Source organism: Vibrio sp. NH-7, assembly GCF_053643215.1.
The window spans coordinates 1-18,574 of record NZ_CM132188.1; the positions used below are offsets into that span (position 1 = coordinate 1).

An 18,574-nucleotide genomic window follows, 5' to 3' on the forward strand; every position below is an offset into this window, starting at 1 on the left:
TCGTTTCGAGAGATTTGTTGCAATTACGAATCCCTAGTTGGTTTGCCAGATTTAGAACTCCTCCTCTATTTCCGCTCTTTGCGATTGAGTTCTAGAGATTTTGTTATCGAGTTTTAAATTGAAATGACACCATCCGTAAAATACGCTGCAAAGTTAATCGTTCCGAGGTTTGGTCCTTAATCTGTAGCCTTTTATTTTTACAATGTAAATTTGTGATACTGTAACATTTTAAATCTAGTTTACTTTTCGGGTTATTCCAAAGCTTTAAAAATCGGATTTTTTGCGTGCTTTTTACCCATTGTCACTAAAATGACAAAATGTTTTCTATTTAATGTGATTTTTATCCATAAGTGCATGTTCACCTTTTTATTGTTAATTTAATTAAATGCTGTACAATCGTGGGTAAGTCATTTATTACGGAATTTGGCAATGAAGAGAGATAACACAATAGAAAATCTCAATCGCCTCGCGGAGCAAACCGCTCAGGTTCAAGCAGACCGCATTGAGATTGTTTTGGAAGAGCGCAGTGATGACCATTTTCCACCAATGTCAAAAGCATTGATGGAAACCCGCTCAGGTCTGACTCGTCGTAAATTGGATGATGCCATCAGTAAGCTTGAAGAGTCGGGTCATCAGTTCACTAAGAACAACGCCAATCACTATTCTATTTCTCTTCAAGAAGCGCATATGCTTATGGACGCGGCTGGCGTACCTAAGTTTCATGAGCGTAAGAAAAATGGTGACAATAAGCCTTGGATTATCAACGTACAAAACCAAAAGGGTGGTACGGGGAAATCGATGACGGCTGTTCATCTCGCGGCGTGTATGGCACTAAACTTAGACAAGCGCTACCGTATCTGTCTGATTGACTTGGATCCACAAGGTTCACTTCGTCTGTTCTTAAACCCGCAAATTAGCATCACAGATCACGACAACATCTATTCTGCTGTCGATGTTATGCTCGACAACGTGCCTGAAGGTGTGGAAATCGATAACGAATTTCTGCACAAGAATGTGTTGCTGCCTACTCAGTATCCAAACTTAAAAACCGTATCAGCGTTCCCTGAAGACGCGATGTTCAATGCTGAAGCGTGGCAAAGCCTGTCACAAAATCAGTCGTTGGACATTGTTAAGCTGCTTAAAGAGAAACTTATCGATCAAATTGCCGATGACTTTGATGTCATTATGATTGATACCGGTCCACACGTGGACCCGCTTGTTTGGAACGCAATGTACGCATCAAATGCGCTGCTTATCCCTTGTGCGGCGAAGCGTCTTGACTGGGCGTCGACGGTTAACTTCTTCCAACATCTGCCGACGGTGTACGAAATGTTCCCAGAAGATTGGCAGGGATTAGAGTTTGTCCGCTTGATGCCAACCATGTTTGAAGATGACAACAAGAAGCAAGTCGCGGTACTGACGGAAATGAACTACCTGTTAGGGGATCAAGTGATGATGGCGACCATTCCAAGAAGCCGCGCATTTGAAACTTGTGCAGATACGTACAGCACCGTTTTCGACCTTACAACTGGCGATTTTGAAGGTGGCAAGAAAACACTGGCGACAGCGCAAGACGCCGTTCAAAAGAGTGCGCTTGAGCTTGAACGTGTCCTTCATAGTCATTGGTCATCACTGAATCAGGGGTAATAGAGCATGGCAATAAAAACTTCAGATCTTAACGCGCGTCTTTTTGGTAAAGCAAACAAGCGTCATGTTACGACTCCACAGCAAGCCCAACAAGCAGCTAAAGAGCAGGCTCAGGTGATTGAGTTAGCGGTCGCTGGTGAACAAACTGTACAATTTGAGTTGGTTCGTATTCCTGCTGAACAGGTTAAAGAGCAGACCGTTGTCTTTGCTGAAAACGCACGTGAACAGTCATTTTTAAACGAACATGCGCTGTCTGACGTACTGGTGACTTTACGCGAGCGTGGTCAACAATACCCAGCGGTGGGTCGCAAGCGTGAAGATGGGCGTATCGAAGTTCTCGATGGTAGCCGTCGTCGCATGTCATGTATTTTGGCAGGCAAAGAGTTCTTGGTTTACGTTGGTGACAACATTAGTAGTGAACACGCTAAGTTCCTGTCTGATGTGGCCAATGCGCACAAGCCGCTTTCATTGTTTGAAAAAGGCAAAGAGATGCTCGCGAAGCTAGAAAGTGGTGAAGCAGAAGATCAGAAAGCGTTAGCTAAAATGTTCCAATGCAGTGAGGCACTTGTCAGTGGTGCGTTGAAGGCTGCCGATTTACCTTTGGAACTTCTTCAGGCTTATCCAAATGTCGCGGACTTAGGTCGTCCTACGATTGTGAAGCTGCATAAACAATTTAATGGCTTAGACGAAGACAAACGTAACCAGTTGCTTGCCAAGTGTGGCTCTGAAGGTGGTTTTGTTTGGCAGCGCAGTCAAGCACACGGAGTGACTCGTATCACTAAAGATGTGACGGAAACCATCGAAGCGTGGATTGAAGAGTTGGCGCCAAAGAAAGCGGCAGTATCGGCTAAGAAAGAGCTGGTCAAAGGGCGCGCAAGCTACACGCGTAAGGGCCAGAATCTGGCGCTTAACTTAAAGAAAGTGGATGACGCCGTGATGCAAGACATCCTCGATTATGTAGCGGACAAGCTTAAATAGTCCAAAACAACTCACAGTGAAAAGCCGCCTCGTGCGGCTTTTTTTGTGCAATAATGCGGCCTGTTGTTTCGACCAAACGAGAGACCTCATGAACGCGACGCACCATTTTCTATCTACTTTGACCGATATCGCTGGTCATAACTTCCATCGTTATGGCGTAGTACTGAATGGCCAGCACGAGTGGCAAGTCAGCACCGCTGAATCTGTGGCTGAATCGGTAACTAAGTCGCTGCAGTCAGAAAAAGTGTTTCAGTTAGGAGGGGAGGCGATTGCTTATGCTGACCTCAGCGTTGGTTACAATAAGGGACAACAGTTGCTTGGCCAGGAGTGTGGCTTATTGATCTGTGACTTGCGCAGCGAGTTTGATGCCAACAGTTTTAGTGCGGCATTGGGGTGTTTGCGCGGTGGCGGTCTACTTTTGGTTTTTCCTCCCGAGCACAATCAATCCTCTCTTGATGGACAATGGCTACAACGTTCTTTGGCGAACTTGTATCAACTGCATCAAAATCAGATCCCCAATCTCTCTGCATTACCTTCACGCCATGCCTCTTCTGTAGAGCTTTATCAGCAGCAAAATGTAGCGGTAGAGAAAATTCGTAAGGTGGTTGAAGGGCATCGTAAACGTCCTTTGGTGATGGTTGCTGACCGAGGTCGCGGAAAGAGTAGTGCGCTTGGAATCGCTGCGGCGCAATTAATCCAAACACGTGCTATGCATATTTTGGTTTGTGCGCCAACGTTGGCGACGGTACAGCCCATATTCCAGCACGCAGAACGCTTGCTCGACAGCGCGCAAGTTCAGAAAGGGCGTTTGATGTTGGGTGATTCTGTGATCGAGTTTATCGCGCCGGATGATTTGCTAAAACGAAAACCCAACTGTGATTGTCTGTTTGTGGATGAAGCGTCGGCCATTCCCATTCCGATGTTGCAGCAGATGGTGGCGCACTACCATCGCGCAGTATTTTCAACCACAGTGCATGGCTATGAGGGCTGTGGTCGCGGCTTCACGGTTAAGTTTCAGACGTGGCTACAGGCGTGTCGACCTGGGACGCAAACTTATGCACTCTCACAACCGATTCGTTGGAATGAATCTGATCCTTTGGAAGGTTGGCTTTTTGAGACCTTCTTACTGGACGCGGAACTCGAAAATGCTGGGTGTGAATCGCATCGAACACAATTGTCGCGATTGGATAAACAGACGTTGCTGGATAGCCCTCATCTCTTGCGCTCATGTTTCGCACTTTTAGTGAACGCTCATTATCAGACTTCACCGAATGATCTCTTGCTGCTTCTTAATGACGACGCCATGTCCCTGTATGCGACATTCGAAAGCGATGTTTGTGTGGGATGTCTGTTAGTGGTTGAGGAGGGCGGTTTAGACGCGGCAACCGTTTCAGATATTCAGCAAGGACGCCGTCGACCCAAGGGGCAGTTAGTGGCGTCAAGTTTAGCGTCGCAGTTGGGTATCGCAGAAGCGGCAATCGAATCGAGTTTACGCATCATGAGAATTGCGGTTCACCCTGAGTTACAGGACAAGGGCATAGGTCAAGAGATGGTCGCGCAGATTCAAGCACAAACGAGCGCAGACTTTTACTCAACCAGTTTTGGGGCGACGTCTGAGCTGGTCCATTTTTGGCGACACTGCGGCTTTTCCCCGGTGAAGTTGGGAAGCAGTCGTGACCATGCCAGCGGCACACATTCCTTGCTGATGGTAAGTGGACGCGCTTCTTGGATTCCTGCCGCTTGCGATTACTATCGCTTGTTTATTCAGTTTTCTTTGTCGAATTTATTTCAGCATCTTGAAAGCGACTTAGTCCGTAGTTTGGTCGATGAAAGTGATGCTTCCGTTGATGTTACAGATTTTGATGCCTTGATTCAGGGCTACTTAGCCGGAGGTGCTCAATATGACAGTATTGCCCCTGTGCTTGATGCGTTGTGGAAGCGTTCTCCTCAAGTTATTCAATCCATGAGTGATCTTTTGGTTGCGAAAATAGTACAACAACAAGATTGGAGTGAGTGCGCTCGTCTCGCTCAGTGTGCGGGGCGTAAACACGTTGAAGCCATGTTTAAGCAGCAACTTGATGTTTGGATTAACCAATACCGAGCCTGTTAATTTACACTGTAAAACACTCCCGATCGGCAAGTTATCTTGCGATGAAATACCAGTTTACAGTGTAAATGACGTTCTATTTACACTGTAAATTGATTTGACCCAAACCGATATTGGGATTGCCCCCACCAAAAAAACCGCCTTTTTTGTAAGGGACTAGTGTTTCTAACTAACCCTCTAATTTCTCTAAGATAATTCGTTCAAACGATAAACGGCTTGTATGTTTCTGGTGCTTTTTTATTAGTACCGCCATTTGCGAATTACTCAGTTCTTCCTACACTCATTTTTAGGCAACAAGATTTATATTGGCTAGAAATAATAAGAAGTGAAGGTTAATACATGGACTGTGCTTTACCTGAATCGCTTGATATCTCAACCGTGCTGGATTCCACTTCAAGTTACAGAGAGTGGCTATCTGAAAACACCGAAATCGTCATTGATGCTTCGCAAGTATCTCGTGTCGATGCGGCTGGTGTTCAAGCACTTTGCTCCCTATTCATTTCTGCCAACAATCATCAAATTGACATTCAGCTAAAACATCCTTCTCAGATACTGCTTGAAGCGCTTGGTACCTTAGGACTAAGTGAGCAGATCAAATGGAATGAAGACTGTGGAGAGAGCAAGCATGACGAAAATTCTAGCTGTGGATGATTCAGTTTCAATCCGCCAAATGGTGAGTCACACCCTAAAAGATGCGGGGTATCAGGTCGAAACCGCGAACGATGGCCAAGATGCGTTGAGTAAAGTGATGAGCACAAAGTTTGATGTGGTGATTTCAGACGTCAACATGCCAAATATGGGTGGCTTTGAATTAGTAAAAGCGCTGCGTGCAAAACCGCAATACAAGTTCATCCCTATTTTAATGCTCACCACTGAAACCAGCACCGATAAAAAAATGCAAGGCAAGTCAGCCGGTGCAACGGGGTGGTTGGTCAAACCCTTCAACCCTGAAACATTACTCAAAACTCTAAAACGTGTGATTTAGGTTGTCACGCTGAGAGACAAAACAGAATCATCGAACTAATAAAGCGAGCAGCAGGCATTGCAACTTGAACTGCGAGCAATAGAAATCGTCTTTGGTAGGGAAACAATATGGCTTTAGACATGGAACAGCTACGCAAAATGTTTTGCGAAGAGTGTCGAGAGAATCTGGAAGTGTTAGAAGACGTGCTTCTAAACCTCGATCTTCAACACGTCGAAGCTGAGTCTATCAATACCATTTTTCGCGCTGCACATTCGATAAAAGGCGGTGCGGCGACATTTAACCTGCTTAATATCAGTGAATTTACTCACTCGGTTGAAGCGTATCTTGACCTTGTCCGTACGGGTGAGCGCGAGCTAAGTGCGAGCTCGGTCGATGTACTTCTCAAAAGTGGTGACTGCATTCAAAGCATGTTAGAGCAACATGAATCAGGCACAGAGACCGATGACAACTTGCTTGATGATGTGCGTGCTCAACTGGACTCGCTGTTAGGAGAGAACTCACACGCAGATTTCACTGAGCCAACCGATGACAACTCCGCAAAAAAAGATGCCATAAACGGGGATTGGCGAGTCACCTTTAAACCTCACCCAGAGATATTCTTCAGTGGTAATGACCCTTTACGTATTGTGCGCGAGCTAAAAGAGCTGGACGACCAATGCGAAATCGTCGCAAACCTTGAAAGCATCCCAAGCATTGATGACCTTGAAGCTGAGCTCTGTTATCTGAGTTGGATTGCTACGCTACCAGCCTCTGTCGATGAGCTATTGATTCGAGAAATCTTTGAATGGGTAGAAGATGAGTGTGACTTGATCGTAGAGAGAACCAATGAAGAGCCGAGTTGTGAGTCGGATGGTGATATCGCGCCAGCGCCCGGTGCGCAGGAGGTGAGCACGCGGAATGAGGTTGAACAAGAACCAGCGCCTCAACCGGTGGCTAAAGCGGCAAAGGGTGAAGCCAGTGTCAGTTCGATTCGTGTCGACATCGACAAAGTTGATAGTCTCATCAACTTGGTGGGGGAACTGGTCATCACCCAATCGATGCTGACCGAAATTGGCAATGACTTTTCCATTGATAAGTTGGAGAAGTTGAAAGCTGGCCTCGATCAGCTGCTGCAAAACAGCAAAGACCTACAAGAAAACGTCCTAAACATCCGCATGTTACCGATGAGTTTTGCGTTCAGTCGCTTTCCTAGGCTGGTTCGAGATTTATCCAGTCGTCTTGAGAAACAGGTCAACTTATCGATTAAAGGGGAACAAACAGAGCTCGATAAGACGGTACTTGAACGGATTGTCGATCCCTTGGTTCATCTGGTTAGGAATGGAATCGATCATGGGATTGAGCAGCCAGCGTTGAGGCTTGAAAAAGGCAAGCCTGAACTGGGGGTAATTGAGCTGAATGCCTACCACCAAGGCGGTTCCATTGTCATCGAAATTTCAGATGACGGTGCGGGATTGAACTGCGACAAGTTGTGGAATAAGGCGATCGAAAAAGGTGTACTTGATTCCGATGTGCGTCGAGAAGAATTTTCTGACAAGCAGATAATGAATTTGATTTTTGCCCCTGGATTTTCCACCGCGGATGAAGTGTCGGACATCTCTGGACGAGGCGTTGGCATGGATGTGGTTCGCCGCAACATTGAAGAGTTAGGTGGCCACATTGAGGTGGAATCACGTTTGGATGAAGGCAGCTGTTTCACCATTAGCTTACCGCTCACGCTCGCGATTTTAGACGGTCAATTAGTGAAAGTTGGCGGAGAGGTGTATGTCATCCCATTGCTGACCATTATTGAGTCTATCCAAATCGATCCGAGCTGCATCAAGCTGGCGTCTGGTGGCATAGAGCTGTATCGACTGCGTGACGAAAACATACCGATTTTACGCTTGCAAGAAGAGCTGCAAATGGGCGAGAGCGGGGCACTCGATAAACGTATTCTTTGCTTTGTGGAGGCGGCAGGCAATCGTGTGGGTTTGCTGCTCGATGAGTTGCTCGACCAGCAGCAGGTGGTGATTAAGAGTTTAGAGTCTAACTACAGCAAAGTGAGTGGTATTTCTGGGGCGACCATTCTTGGAGACGGTTCGGTCTCTCTGATACTCGATATTCAAGGGCTGATCACCAGCTTCTTGAACCGAGCCTCAGAGGGGACACACAAAGGGATCGCGGCGTAGGAGGCAAGATGAATCAAACAGAAGCATTGCTGAGTAACGAGCTTTCTCAAGCGTCGAAACAGTCTATGACTGCCCACGCTGAAACTTGGCTCAGCGAAGTAAACGAAGAGGTCAATGAAAGCGCGGACTTTCTTAGTTTTCAACTTGCGGCGGAACTCTATGGCGTGAACATCAACGATGTGGAAGAGATTCGAGTGTGGGAAAAGCCGACCCCTATACCGCGTGCACCTCAGTTTGTATTGGGGGTGATCAACTTGCGCGGAATGATTGTTCCGGTCGTAGACCTGAGACTTCGCTTTAACCTTGGACAAGCAGATTACTTGCCGACCACCGTCGTGATTGTATTGCGCAGCTCAAACGGACAGGAACAACGTTTGATGGGATTGGTGGTTGATGCCGTGAGCGATGTGATAAGCCAAGGAAACAATGCGCTGTATCCTGCGGTTGGGGATTCGTTAGTCACCCCCTACTTACAAGGTTTACTCAACGTGGATGAACAGGTGATGTCGCTGCTTGATACCAATGAGTTGCTGAGCATTGAGCGAATCTTAAGGGAGAACGCATGAGTTTGACGCAAGAGTTTTTGAGCTTTGTCCTCGATGGCGATGAATACGGTGTCCCTATCTTAGATGTTCGTGAAGTACGCGGTTGGAGCCCTGTCCGAGAGATTCCCAATTCCCCCTCCTATATGAAGGGCGTTTTAGAAATTCGCGGCGAGTACGTGCCTATAGTTGACTTGAGGCTACGGTTTGGTTTGCACGCGGCAACATTAGGTCCGACAACGGTGGTGATCGTGCTGAATGACGCACAACACCACCCACTTGGCATTATTGTCGATGGTGTCTCTGAAGTGTATCCGCTGAAGGATGAGCAGATAAAACCGGCACCGCACGTCGCTCCTGAGGTTGACCACAGTTACGTCAGGGGGATCGCGTCGGTCGATTCTGGGCACTTAATTTTAATACATTTGGACGCTCTGTTTGATGCAGCAGAGCTCGTTGAACCCCATCATGAAGTACACAGTGGGGCATGACTTCAACCCGTTTTATCAGCGTGTTGTAACACTGGTCAAAGCAATCATTGAGAGGTAACTCATGGCATTTTGGAACAGGAAATCCGAGGTAGATACAGCGTTTAAAGCGCCGACACAAGATACCTTAACTCAAGATTTTGAGGTTGAGGAGCAAGGAATATCAAAAGAGCAGTTGCTGTGTGCGTTAAATGCTGCCCAAACGGCGTTGATGATGATAGACCGGGATTTCAATATCACCTACATCAATAAAAAATCGATTGAGTTGCTTAAAGTGCATGAGGCTTTGTTTCGTTCGGTGTGGCCCAACTTCCAAGCGACCGAAGAGTTTTTGCTCGGTTACTGTATTGATGCTTTCCACGTTAACCCTAGCCACCAGCGACAACTGTTGTCGAATCCTTCAAACCTGCCATACACCACCAACATCAAAGTGAAAGATGTCCAAATCGAGCTCAATGTCGGTGCCATCATAGATGCGCACGGCCAGTACGTAGGTAATACGCTCGAGTGGAAAGATGTGACGGAAGAGCTGGCGAAAGAGCGTGAGATTGGTCGATTGGTCTCTGCGGTGGAAGGGATGACCACCAACCTAATGATGGCGGATAAAGATGGCATCATTACTTACCTTAACCCGTCGCTAAAAGCGCTGTTGAGTAGCCGAGAACGGGATCTGCAAAGTGTGTTGCCAGGGTTTGATGCCAGTAATCTTGTCGGAAAAAATATTGATGTCTTTCATAAAAATCCTAGCCATCAGAGAAACATCATTGCCAATCCTGATCGCTTGCCATTCTCTTCCAACATTGCGGTAGGTTCACTTGAGTTTAATCTCACCTGTATCGCGATGCGTGATGGGCAAGGAAACTATATTGGTCCTGCGCTGCAATGGGTCGACATTACAGAGCAGCAAGATGGGCAACGACAAGTCGAAGCTCTGATCCAAAAAGCGATTGATGGCGAGCTAAGCGAGCGCATTGATACCAGCGTGTACAGCGGTTTTATGAAAGAGCTGGGTGATGGAATCAATAACTTGCTCGACACCATGGTTGCGCCGCTTGGCCAATGTATCGATGTTATGAGCCAAGTGGCGGATGGGGATCTCAATAGCACCATGTCTGACGACAACAAAGGTGAATTTGGACGACTGTCTGACGCGGTAAACACCTCCATCATCAACTTACGCAACATGGTCGAGAAAATTACCCATTCATCAGCCCGTGTTGCGACCGCCTCCACCGAGATTGCGGAAGGCAACAATGATCTCAGTCAGCGCGTCGAAGCGCAAGCGTCTAACTTGGAAGAGACCGCGGCGAGCATGGAGCAGATGACAGCCACAGTAAGGCTCAATGCAGACAACGCCAAAGGTGCCAACGACCTCGCCGATGACGCCAGTAAAAAAGCCAGCAAAGGCGGCGAAGTGGTCGGTCAGGTGGTCTCTGCCATGGCGGAAATAAACTCTGCGAGCAAGAAAATCGCCGACATTATTGGCGTGATTGATGAAATCGCCTTCCAAACCAACCTTCTAGCGCTGAACGCTGCGGTGGAAGCCGCCAGAGCAGGCGAGCAAGGTCGCGGCTTTGCCGTTGTTGCGGGGGAAGTACGTAACCTTGCCCAACGCAGTGCCGCTGCGGCTAAAGAAATTAAGGGGCTGATCAAAGACAGCGTCGAGAAGGTGGATGAAGGCTCCCGATTAGTGGATGAGTCAGGTGAAACGCTCAGTGAGATCGTTGATGCGGTTGCGAAGGTGAGCGAGTTGATCGCGCAAATCGCCTCATCAAGCCTAGAGCAATCAACCGGCATTGATGAGATCAACCGTGCGGTGGCGACCATGGATGAAATGACTCAACAAAATGCCTCCCTTGTCGAAGAGACATCTGCGGCAAGCCAATCGCTTAAAGATGAAGGTAAGCAACTCCTCAACTTGATGAACTTTTTTGCCACAGACAGCAACGTGACCACATTTGAAAGCCGGACGAAAGAGTCTGGGCGCAAAGGCAACGTCAGGGAAATAAGAGCGCCAAAGGTCGCTAACTCACGCTTAAAGCTAGAAGAGGACGGAGATGAATGGGAAGAGTTCTAGTTCAAACTGAGTCAAGGATGCCCGAAAAACCAGAATTTGAGCTTACAGATCAAGATTTTAAGTTCATTCAATGGTTTATGCACAAACATGCGGGCATTTACTTCTCAGACAGAAAGAGAACCTTGGTCTACGGTCGTATTAGCCGCCAGCTGCGACGATTACGGCTAAAGCGTTTTGCCGAGTACAGAACTCTGATTGAGCAAGACAGTGAAGAGCGTATTTGTTTTATCAACTGCTTAACCACGAATAAAACCCAGTTTTTCCGTGAATACCACCATTTTGATTTTATGGAGAAAGTATTGCTTTCAGAGTGGGCACAGCAAGGTAAGCGGAACATTCGAATCTGGTCTGCGGGGTGTTCAACCGGTGAAGAGCCTTACAGTTTCATTGCGTCACTCCACACGGCCAATGCGCTAGAGCAGTTTGACTCAATAGAGATAACGGCAACGGATCTGGATACCCGTGTCCTCGAGGTTGCCGAGCAAGGTATTTACGATGAAGAGGCGTTAAAAGCGATTCCGATTAAGTACCTCAAGCCCTGCTTTGTAAAAGGGATTGGTCGCCATAGTGGCAAAATTAAAGTGCGTCTAGGGCTGCAAAAAATGATTCAATTTCAAAGACTGAATTTGCTGGAAAATTGGTCGTTTGAGCAGCGATTTGACGTGATTTCTTGTCGAAATGTGATGATTTACTTCGATAAGAAAACACAAGAGGAGCTGATTACACGGTTTCATCAACAGTTAAGCCCCAACGGCGTGCTGTTTATTGGTCACTCAGAAAGTATGCCTGCCGATTTTGACGGCTTCCATCATCTTGGCCACACCATTTACGTAAAGAAATAAGGGACAAGGATGATAGGCATACGACAGGAGAAAACCCAAGCGCCCACCGCGCATTTTAATCGCTTCTACCATCCACAGAGAGAGAAGCACATCGTTAAGGTGACGCCCGGTGGTGTCTATTGTACCCAGCGCTCTGATGAGTTAATCGCAACGGGGCTTGGTTCATGTATCGCTGCGTGTGTCTGGGACGAAACGGCTAACGTTGGAGGAATGAACCATTTCCTACTGCCGTTTGACAACTACAGTCAGATCAAAAGTTGGCAGCCGGAGTCATTGGTTTCTACCGCCTCTCGTTATGGTATTCACGCCATGGAGATGTTGCTGAACGCATTAATTGAACGAGGGGCAGAGCGAGACAATTTACAGTTTAAGCTGTTTGGTGGCGCTCAGATGCTCGGCAGACATTCGATGATCGGGGCGAAAAACGTCGCCTTTATTCTTAAATATGTGGAGCAAGAGCAACTCAAGGTTATCGCACAAGATCTTGGCGGGCTAGAGCCAAGAAAAGTGATGTTTGACCCTATTAGTGGTAAGGCGTGGCTAAAACGCATTCCATTTACTGAAGTCCACCGGTTACAACATCAAGAAGAAAAATACGCACATCAGTTGGATAGAGAAAGTCATCGCAAGCATGACGATGACGTGGAGTTATTTTAATGAAAAAGATCAAAGTACTAGTGGTTGATGACTCGCCCGTGTTTCGCGCACTACTGGCAGAGTTGATCAACGCCGATCCCGATCTTGAGGTGATCGCCATGGCTGCCGATCCTTATGAAGCGCGAGAGATGATCAAACGTCACAACCCAGATGTACTGACTTTAGATATTGAAATGCCCAAAATGAATGGTGTCCAGTTTCTGAAAAATCTCATGCGTTTGCGTCCTATGCCTGTAGTGATGATTTCGACCTTAACCCAGCATGGCGCACAAGCCACCTTAGCGGCATTGGAATATGGAGCGGTCGACTATTTCCCCAAACCCTCGGTTGATAGCACGGCAGAAATGGTCAACTACAAGCGCGAAATCAACGAGAAAATTAAGGTCGCCGCTGGGGCGAACGTTGCTCAGGAAACCCACCTTGAGCATGGCGCACAGGTGGCTAAAGTTTCTGCGCCAAGCCGCACAAGCATTGAGTTGATTGCTATCGGAGCCTCAACAGGAGGAACAGAAGCGGTCAAGCAGGTGCTGTCATCACTGCCCGCGGGGCTGCCTCCTGTCATCATTACTCAGCACATCAGTGCGATGTTTTCTGGCTCCTTCGCCCAGCGACTGGATGAGAGCTGCGCCCTTAACGTTAAGGAACTCGCGGCTAATCGCGCTCCATTGGTTAATGGCTGTGCCTATGTTGCTCCGGGTGACAAACACTTGGTTGTCGTACGAAGAGGCACACATCTGTACTGCCAGCTTGATGATCGCCCTGCGGTGAATCGTCATAAACCCTCAGTGGATGTGATGTTTGACACGGTTGCAGAGACCGTAGGCAAACAGTCAATTGGGGTGATATTAACGGGCATGGGGCAAGATGGCGCAAGAGGCATGCTGGGCATGAGAAACGCAGGTGCGCGAACCATCGCCCAAGATCAAGCCACTTCTGTGGTGTGGGGAATGCCTCGAGTAGCGGTTGAACTCGAGGCTGCGGAATCGGTGGTGCCACTGGGTAAAGTGTCTGAGCAAATTTGCCACTACTTATCGAGTGATAACCATTAGCAAGGAGAGCGTTATGAAAACACCACTATTATCGATTAAGCCTCGATACTTCCTTGCCGTCACGACGCAAGTACTATTGCTGACGTTTGCTGTGACACAAGCCTCCACCTTGCTGGTTGTCTCGGCCATGATTGCCGTCGCCGCGATTCCGTGGTTTGTGTTTCCTCGGGGAACGGTCCCTGTGGAACTGGATGTGAAGCCACCTGTAAGCACTGAGAGCTGCGAGCAGAAAACGGCCGACATTGCACCCTTACTTTCATTGCTTGCCTCCCAGCTTCAAGAGCCTCTCAATCATCAAAAAGGGGTGATTGATGAATCCGTTGAAACACTTAACGAAAGTTACTTTGAACTGCAAAAACTGGCGCAAGAGCAAAACCAAATCACCGCTGAGCTGGTAGAGAATTTATTGGGCCAGTCAGGGAGCGATCATGACATCAGTCAGGTACTGCCGAAAACCGAATCCATCATCCGAAACTTCGTCGATACGTTGGTGCAAGTTTCTGAAAAGAGTATTTCCGCGGTGCACAGCATTCACGATATGTCCGAGAAGCTCGATGCGGTGTTTAAGCTATTGGAGCAAGTTCGCGGCTTGTCAGAGCAAACCAACCTTCTGGCGCTTAATGCAGCAATTGAGGCTGCGCGCGCTGGAGATGCTGGGCGAGGGTTTGCCGTTGTGGCTCAGGAAGTGCGTAACTTGTCCCATAAAGCGGAAGAGCTCAACAACCAGATTGAACAAGAGATCAACATTGCACAGCGTACGGTCAAAGAGGCGAACCAAACCGTGGGAGAAATGGCCTCGATTGATATGACTGAAGCGATAGAGTCAAAAGACAAAGTGGACGAAATGCTCAGAGGCGTGCAACAGGTCAATGTCTCAATCGAGCATGAAATACAAAAAATCAGTGACAGCGGTGAGCGGTTACATGTTCAGGTGGACAACGGCGTACGAGCATTGCAGTTCGCTGATATCGTTGTCCAGCAAGGGGATTATGCCAAACAGACCGTCGACTATTTGCTGGCGTTTTCTCAACTGTGTGATGAGTGGAATCAGCAACGCATCGACGCGGAGCAGTTTATCCAAGCCACGCAAGAGCTGTATTCGCAAGTGCAACATCGAGATGCCCCCGCGGCCTCTCAGTCTAGTATCGAAGAGGGAGAGGTCGAGCTCTTCTAACGCTGTTTATGCTTTGTACTCCAATGGAGGAACCCTATATGTCAGTAGAAGCTCAGGTAGACTCAGGCTCAAGGCACGTCACCATCTTAATTGAAGGGGCGTTTGGCTTTAACTTAGTGCAAGATTTTCGTCGTTGCTACACCGACCGACGAGATTACCGCTTTACCATCGACTTACGTAAAGTGGATTACATCGATAGTGCTGGGCTTGGAATGCTTCTCAATATGCACAGCTATTTAGAGCAAGATGACGGCATGATCCGCATTACCAACACCTTGCCTCAAGTGCGTAAAATTTTGATCATTTCTCGCTTCGATAAGAAGTTCTCAATTGAGTAAACTCAAGGAGAAGCTATGCATGTCATGATTGTTGATGACCATGCAACAAACCGCGAGCTGTGTCGGTTTATGCTCGGTCATATCGCAGAAAAGACGACTTTGTTTGAAAACGGACAGGGTGTCGTTAGTGCAATGGAACAGATGGACACCTTGCCGGATGTTATCCTCCTTGATGTGATGATGCCGATAAAAGATGGATTCACCACGGCGAAGGAGATTCGTAAAGCATTTCCGAATATTCACATTCCGATTATCTTTCTTACCGTGCTTGATGATCACGCGTCGTTCGAAAATTGCCTGCATTATGGGGATGATTTTATTCTTAAACCTGTCGAGCGCAGTGTTTTGCTGGCAAAAGTACAGGCGCACTATCGCATTGTCCGAATGCACAATGAGGTCACGGAGCAGCGTGATGAGCTGCGTCATTTCCATGAGCAGGTTCGTTACGACTACGCCATTGCAGAGAGCATTTTCTCCAATCTGATGGAAGAGATGAGCTCTCAGGTCAACAATATTTATGGGATTAACTACATTTCCACGCCTTCAACGGTGTTTAATGGCGACTTGATTGTTGTCGCCCACCGTCCTCATGGTGGGGTCTACGTAATGATTGCAGACGCTACAGGCCATGGGCTGCCTGCGGCTATTTCAGCTATTCCTGCAACTCGCGCCTTCTTCTCTATGGCGGCGAAAGGTATGTCGCTTGGAGAAATTGTCAGCGAAATTAATGATGCCCTAGTTCGCTTCTTGCCGATGGGCATGATGCTCGCCGCCAGTGTCTTTGAAATTCGGGCCAACGGGTTTGAAGTCTCTTGGTGGGGAGGCGGCTTGCCGGATGGTTATGTGATTAACTCAGATGGTTCAATCGATCGTCGACTGGTTTCAAGACATATGCCGCTTGGCGTGCTCAAGCCAAGGGAGTTTGAAACCGATCTTGTCCATATGAAACTTGAGCCAGACCAGCAGATCATTTGCTATACCGATGGGGTGATTGAAGCGTGCAACCGAGAAGGAGAGCAATTTGGCCTTGAACGTCTAGAAAAAGCGCTTGCTAGCCCACGCCCAGTGATTCCTGTTTTATATGATTCTGTACGTCAATTTGCCCACAAAAAAGTCGATGATGACTTGTCGATATTGGCTATGAAGTTCCCCATCTCCAGTACGCAAGAGCCAGACTTAAAAAGCGTTAAACTCAACATCAACAAAGTACCGATAAACTCAACGCTTGATTTCCCTGCTCCAGTGTTAAGAAGTGTGAATGTGATGACCGAAGTCAGGCAGTATCTCAGCGGTATCTTGTACATGGGAGCGCATCTCGATTTGGTTTGCTCGGTGCTTTCTGAACTGTTTGCCAATGCGATTGAACATGGTTTACTCAAATTAGATTCGTCGATCAAAGAGCAACCGGATGGCTTCTTCTTGTTTTATCAGATGCGTGAAGAACGTTTAAAAACCCTTGATGATGATGCTTGGCTAAAGCTGCGTCTCACTTATGAGCCAAATGAAGCCCAGTTGATGATGGTGCTCGAACACAATGGCGAGGGGTTCGAATACAAACTGTCGCAACAAGGCGATGGGCCGCCGCGCAGTTATGGTCGCGGTATCATGCTGGCCAAAGCGCTTTGTTCCTCACTAGACTATTCCAGTAATGGACGCTGTGTGACGGCTGTTTACTCGTTGAAAGAGGAGCATCATTTTCCCACGTAGCGGAGTTCAGATTTACAGTGTAAAAAATTAATTAAAGTGACCTACGCTCTAATTTGTCACACTTGTGATACAGCTAGGCGAGCAAATTGCATACACTCAAGTGAGGACGTAAAACGGGCTGATTGTACATGTGGGATAAATTTGTTGCCTTGTCAGAAGATCACCGAGCTGTCGTCGCGACCTTGTCGCCTAGCATTTCGGTGGATGGAAATTTTGATACGCGAGGGTTAGAGGAAGCATTAGCTGCGATAGGAGCGAGTGAGTTTTTTGTGATTGATGAATCGGTTACCCGCTTTATCAATCTAGCCAAAGAGAGCGCGGGGGAAGCCTACTCAGGGGTGACCATCGCCGAAGTCAGGGATGCCACGGTTGAGGTTGTACTCTCTGAACACGATATGTTGGCGAGCATGGTGGTCACCGGAGCGTACAAAGGTGAGCCTCTTAAAGGACCACAAATCGTCCACGCGCTCGCACAAGCCCATGTAACTAAGGGCATCAATAAACTGGCGCTTAAAAAAGTGCTCATCATGAGCCATCAACTCAAACCTGGCGAAACCTACACACAGCCGGTCGCCAAAGGCAAAAATCCGGTACAAGGCCAAGACGCCAAATTCATCCCTCTGGTTAAAGATCCCACCAAACAAGTCTTAGCACCGAAAGAAGATCAGCAAGATGGCAAAGTCGATATGCTCAATTTGGGCGAGACGATTACGGTATCTGAAAATGATCCTTTGATGAAACGCATTCCTGCAACCAAAGGGGAGCCAGGTCTTACCGTGCAAGGCAAAGTGATTCCTCCTAAACCCGGCAATGACAGTGTTCTTAAAGAGGGCAAAGGTTCTGCAATCTCGCCGCAAAACCCCAACGTATTGATTGCTACCGTATCCGGTATGCCGATGATCAAAGAGAAAGGTGTTGAGGTTGAAGACGCCCTCTGTTTACCGACCATTGGTGTGGCGACGGGCCATGTAAAGTTCAAAGGCAACGTAGTTGTTCTGGGTGACATTGAATCCGACATGGTGGTGCGGGCAACGGGCACCTTAACTGTCGGCGGCTTTATTGAATCGGCCGATGTGCAAGTTCAAGGCGATATTCAAGTAGCGAAAGGCATCATTGGTCACAATGTGTCTGAAGGTGAAAAGCGCAGCTGTATTGTGAAATCTGGTGGCACGATCAGCGCCAATTATGCTCAGTTTTGTGAACTTCAAGCGGGCGAAGACATTCATCTCAACGTCCACTGTATGAACAGCGAAGTGCGTTGTGGTAAAGATTTGGTTGTGGTCGATGCTTCTGAAAAGCATGGCACATTGAGTGGCGGCCACGCCAAAATTGGTGGCAAAGTTGTTTGTGTCGAGCTTGGTGTTGAGGGAGATACCGCCACTTATGTTGAGGCATTTGCTCGCTTCCAGATGTTTAAAGATCGCCAAGCGAAGCTGAAAGAGCAATACACTCAAGCGCAAGAAGGCACCATGAGTGTCATTCGAAAAGAGCTAGAGTTTAAAAAAATCCCCAAATCACAACGTACGCCAGAGCAAGAACAAGAACTAGAAACCTTTAAGCAAGAAGCGAACGCTCACTTAGAAAAAGTTAAACACGCGCGAGACAACAATGAGCAGGAGCTCGAAGTGGCTTTGGAAGAGAATGTCATTGAGGTGAAAAGCAAGGTGTTCTCTCATGTGACGGTTCAGTTCGGGGAAGAGAAGATCATCACCAAGCGCTCTCATGGTCCGAGCATTTTCTCTTTCAACCAGTATGAGATTAAATGTCGTTCAATGCTGGATGAAGAGGCATTCGAAGAGGTTTAAGCGCAGTCAATTA

General features: G+C 47.6%; 16 protein-coding genes. All 16 read left to right on the forward strand.

What is annotated here, in order from left to right; all coding sequences use genetic code 11:
* Positions 1 to 429 precede the first annotated feature (429 nt).
* The 16 genes from ACUALS_RS14355 to ACUALS_RS14430 all read left to right on the forward strand — a co-directional run bounded on the left by ACUALS_RS14355 (position 430) and on the right by ACUALS_RS14430 (position 18,561).
* Entirely contained in the window at positions 430 to 1,647 is a 1,218-nt protein-coding gene (locus ACUALS_RS14355; protein ID WP_005469364.1) for a ParA family protein, read from the forward strand.
* A 6-nt stretch (positions 1,648 to 1,653) separates the two neighbouring features.
* Positions 1,654 to 2,625: a ParB/RepB/Spo0J family partition protein gene (locus tag ACUALS_RS14360; protein WP_038187921.1), complete on the forward strand. Its 972-nt coding sequence runs from the start codon at positions 1,654 to 1,656 to the stop codon at positions 2,623 to 2,625.
* Between the two features lie 88 nt (positions 2,626 to 2,713).
* Positions 2,714 to 4,735, forward strand: coding sequence for a GNAT family N-acetyltransferase (locus ACUALS_RS14365; protein ID WP_454449665.1), 2,022 nt, complete (start codon positions 2,714 to 2,716; stop codon positions 4,733 to 4,735).
* A 336-nt stretch (positions 4,736 to 5,071) separates the two neighbouring features.
* Complete coding sequence (locus ACUALS_RS14370; RefSeq protein WP_005469178.1) at positions 5,072 to 5,383, forward strand: STAS domain-containing protein; 312 nt, start codon at positions 5,072 to 5,074, stop codon at positions 5,381 to 5,383.
* Positions 5,358 to 5,717, forward strand: coding sequence for a response regulator (locus ACUALS_RS14375; RefSeq protein WP_038135593.1), 360 nt, complete (start codon positions 5,358 to 5,360; stop codon positions 5,715 to 5,717). Before ACUALS_RS14370 ends, ACUALS_RS14375 begins: the two co-directional genes overlap by 26 nt.
* 107 nt (positions 5,718 to 5,824) lie before the next feature.
* Complete coding sequence (locus tag ACUALS_RS14380) at positions 5,825 to 7,882, forward strand: chemotaxis protein CheA (protein ID WP_454449666.1); 2,058 nt, start codon at positions 5,825 to 5,827, stop codon at positions 7,880 to 7,882.
* A 65-nt stretch (positions 7,883 to 7,947) separates the two neighbouring features.
* The gene (locus ACUALS_RS14385) at positions 7,948 to 8,448 is read left to right on the forward strand and encodes a chemotaxis protein CheW (protein WP_454450023.1); all 501 of its coding nucleotides are present in this window, start codon (positions 7,948 to 7,950) and stop codon (positions 8,446 to 8,448) included.
* A complete protein-coding gene (locus ACUALS_RS14390) occupies positions 8,445 to 8,915 on the forward strand; it encodes a chemotaxis protein CheW (protein WP_038135587.1) in 471 nt (156 codons plus the stop codon). The genes ACUALS_RS14385 and ACUALS_RS14390 overlap by 4 nt, the downstream gene beginning before the upstream one ends.
* A gap of 61 nt (positions 8,916 to 8,976) precedes the next feature.
* A complete protein-coding gene (locus ACUALS_RS14395) occupies positions 8,977 to 10,989 on the forward strand; it encodes a methyl-accepting chemotaxis protein (RefSeq protein ID WP_334474416.1) in 2,013 nt (670 codons plus the stop codon).
* The gene (locus ACUALS_RS14400; RefSeq protein WP_334474417.1) at positions 10,974 to 11,831 is read left to right on the forward strand and encodes a CheR family methyltransferase; all 858 of its coding nucleotides are present in this window, start codon (positions 10,974 to 10,976) and stop codon (positions 11,829 to 11,831) included. Before ACUALS_RS14395 ends, ACUALS_RS14400 begins: the two co-directional genes overlap by 16 nt.
* A 9-nt stretch (positions 11,832 to 11,840) precedes the next feature.
* Entirely contained in the window at positions 11,841 to 12,488 is a 648-nt protein-coding gene (locus ACUALS_RS14405) for a chemotaxis protein CheD (RefSeq protein WP_038135580.1), read from the forward strand.
* On the forward strand, positions 12,488 to 13,537 hold the full coding sequence (locus ACUALS_RS14410; protein ID WP_038187936.1) for a protein-glutamate methylesterase/protein-glutamine glutaminase: 1,050 nt from the start codon (positions 12,488 to 12,490) through the stop codon (positions 13,535 to 13,537). The genes ACUALS_RS14405 and ACUALS_RS14410 overlap by 1 nt, the downstream gene beginning before the upstream one ends.
* A gap of 13 nt (positions 13,538 to 13,550) precedes the next feature.
* Positions 13,551 to 14,711: a methyl-accepting chemotaxis protein gene (locus tag ACUALS_RS14415; RefSeq protein WP_331399191.1), complete on the forward strand. Its 1,161-nt coding sequence runs from the start codon at positions 13,551 to 13,553 to the stop codon at positions 14,709 to 14,711.
* Between the two features lie 38 nt (positions 14,712 to 14,749).
* On the forward strand, positions 14,750 to 15,049 hold the full coding sequence (locus tag ACUALS_RS14420) for an STAS domain-containing protein (RefSeq protein ID WP_005469115.1): 300 nt from the start codon (positions 14,750 to 14,752) through the stop codon (positions 15,047 to 15,049).
* 15 nt (positions 15,050 to 15,064) lie between these two features.
* A complete protein-coding gene (locus tag ACUALS_RS14425) occupies positions 15,065 to 16,756 on the forward strand; it encodes an ATP-binding SpoIIE family protein phosphatase (protein WP_454449667.1) in 1,692 nt (563 codons plus the stop codon).
* A 128-nt stretch (positions 16,757 to 16,884) separates the two neighbouring features.
* Positions 16,885 to 18,561, forward strand: a complete 1,677-nt coding sequence (locus ACUALS_RS14430) for a DUF342 domain-containing protein (protein ID WP_005469220.1) — start codon at positions 16,885 to 16,887, stop codon at positions 18,559 to 18,561.
* The last annotated feature ends 13 nt before the right edge of the window (positions 18,562 to 18,574 follow it).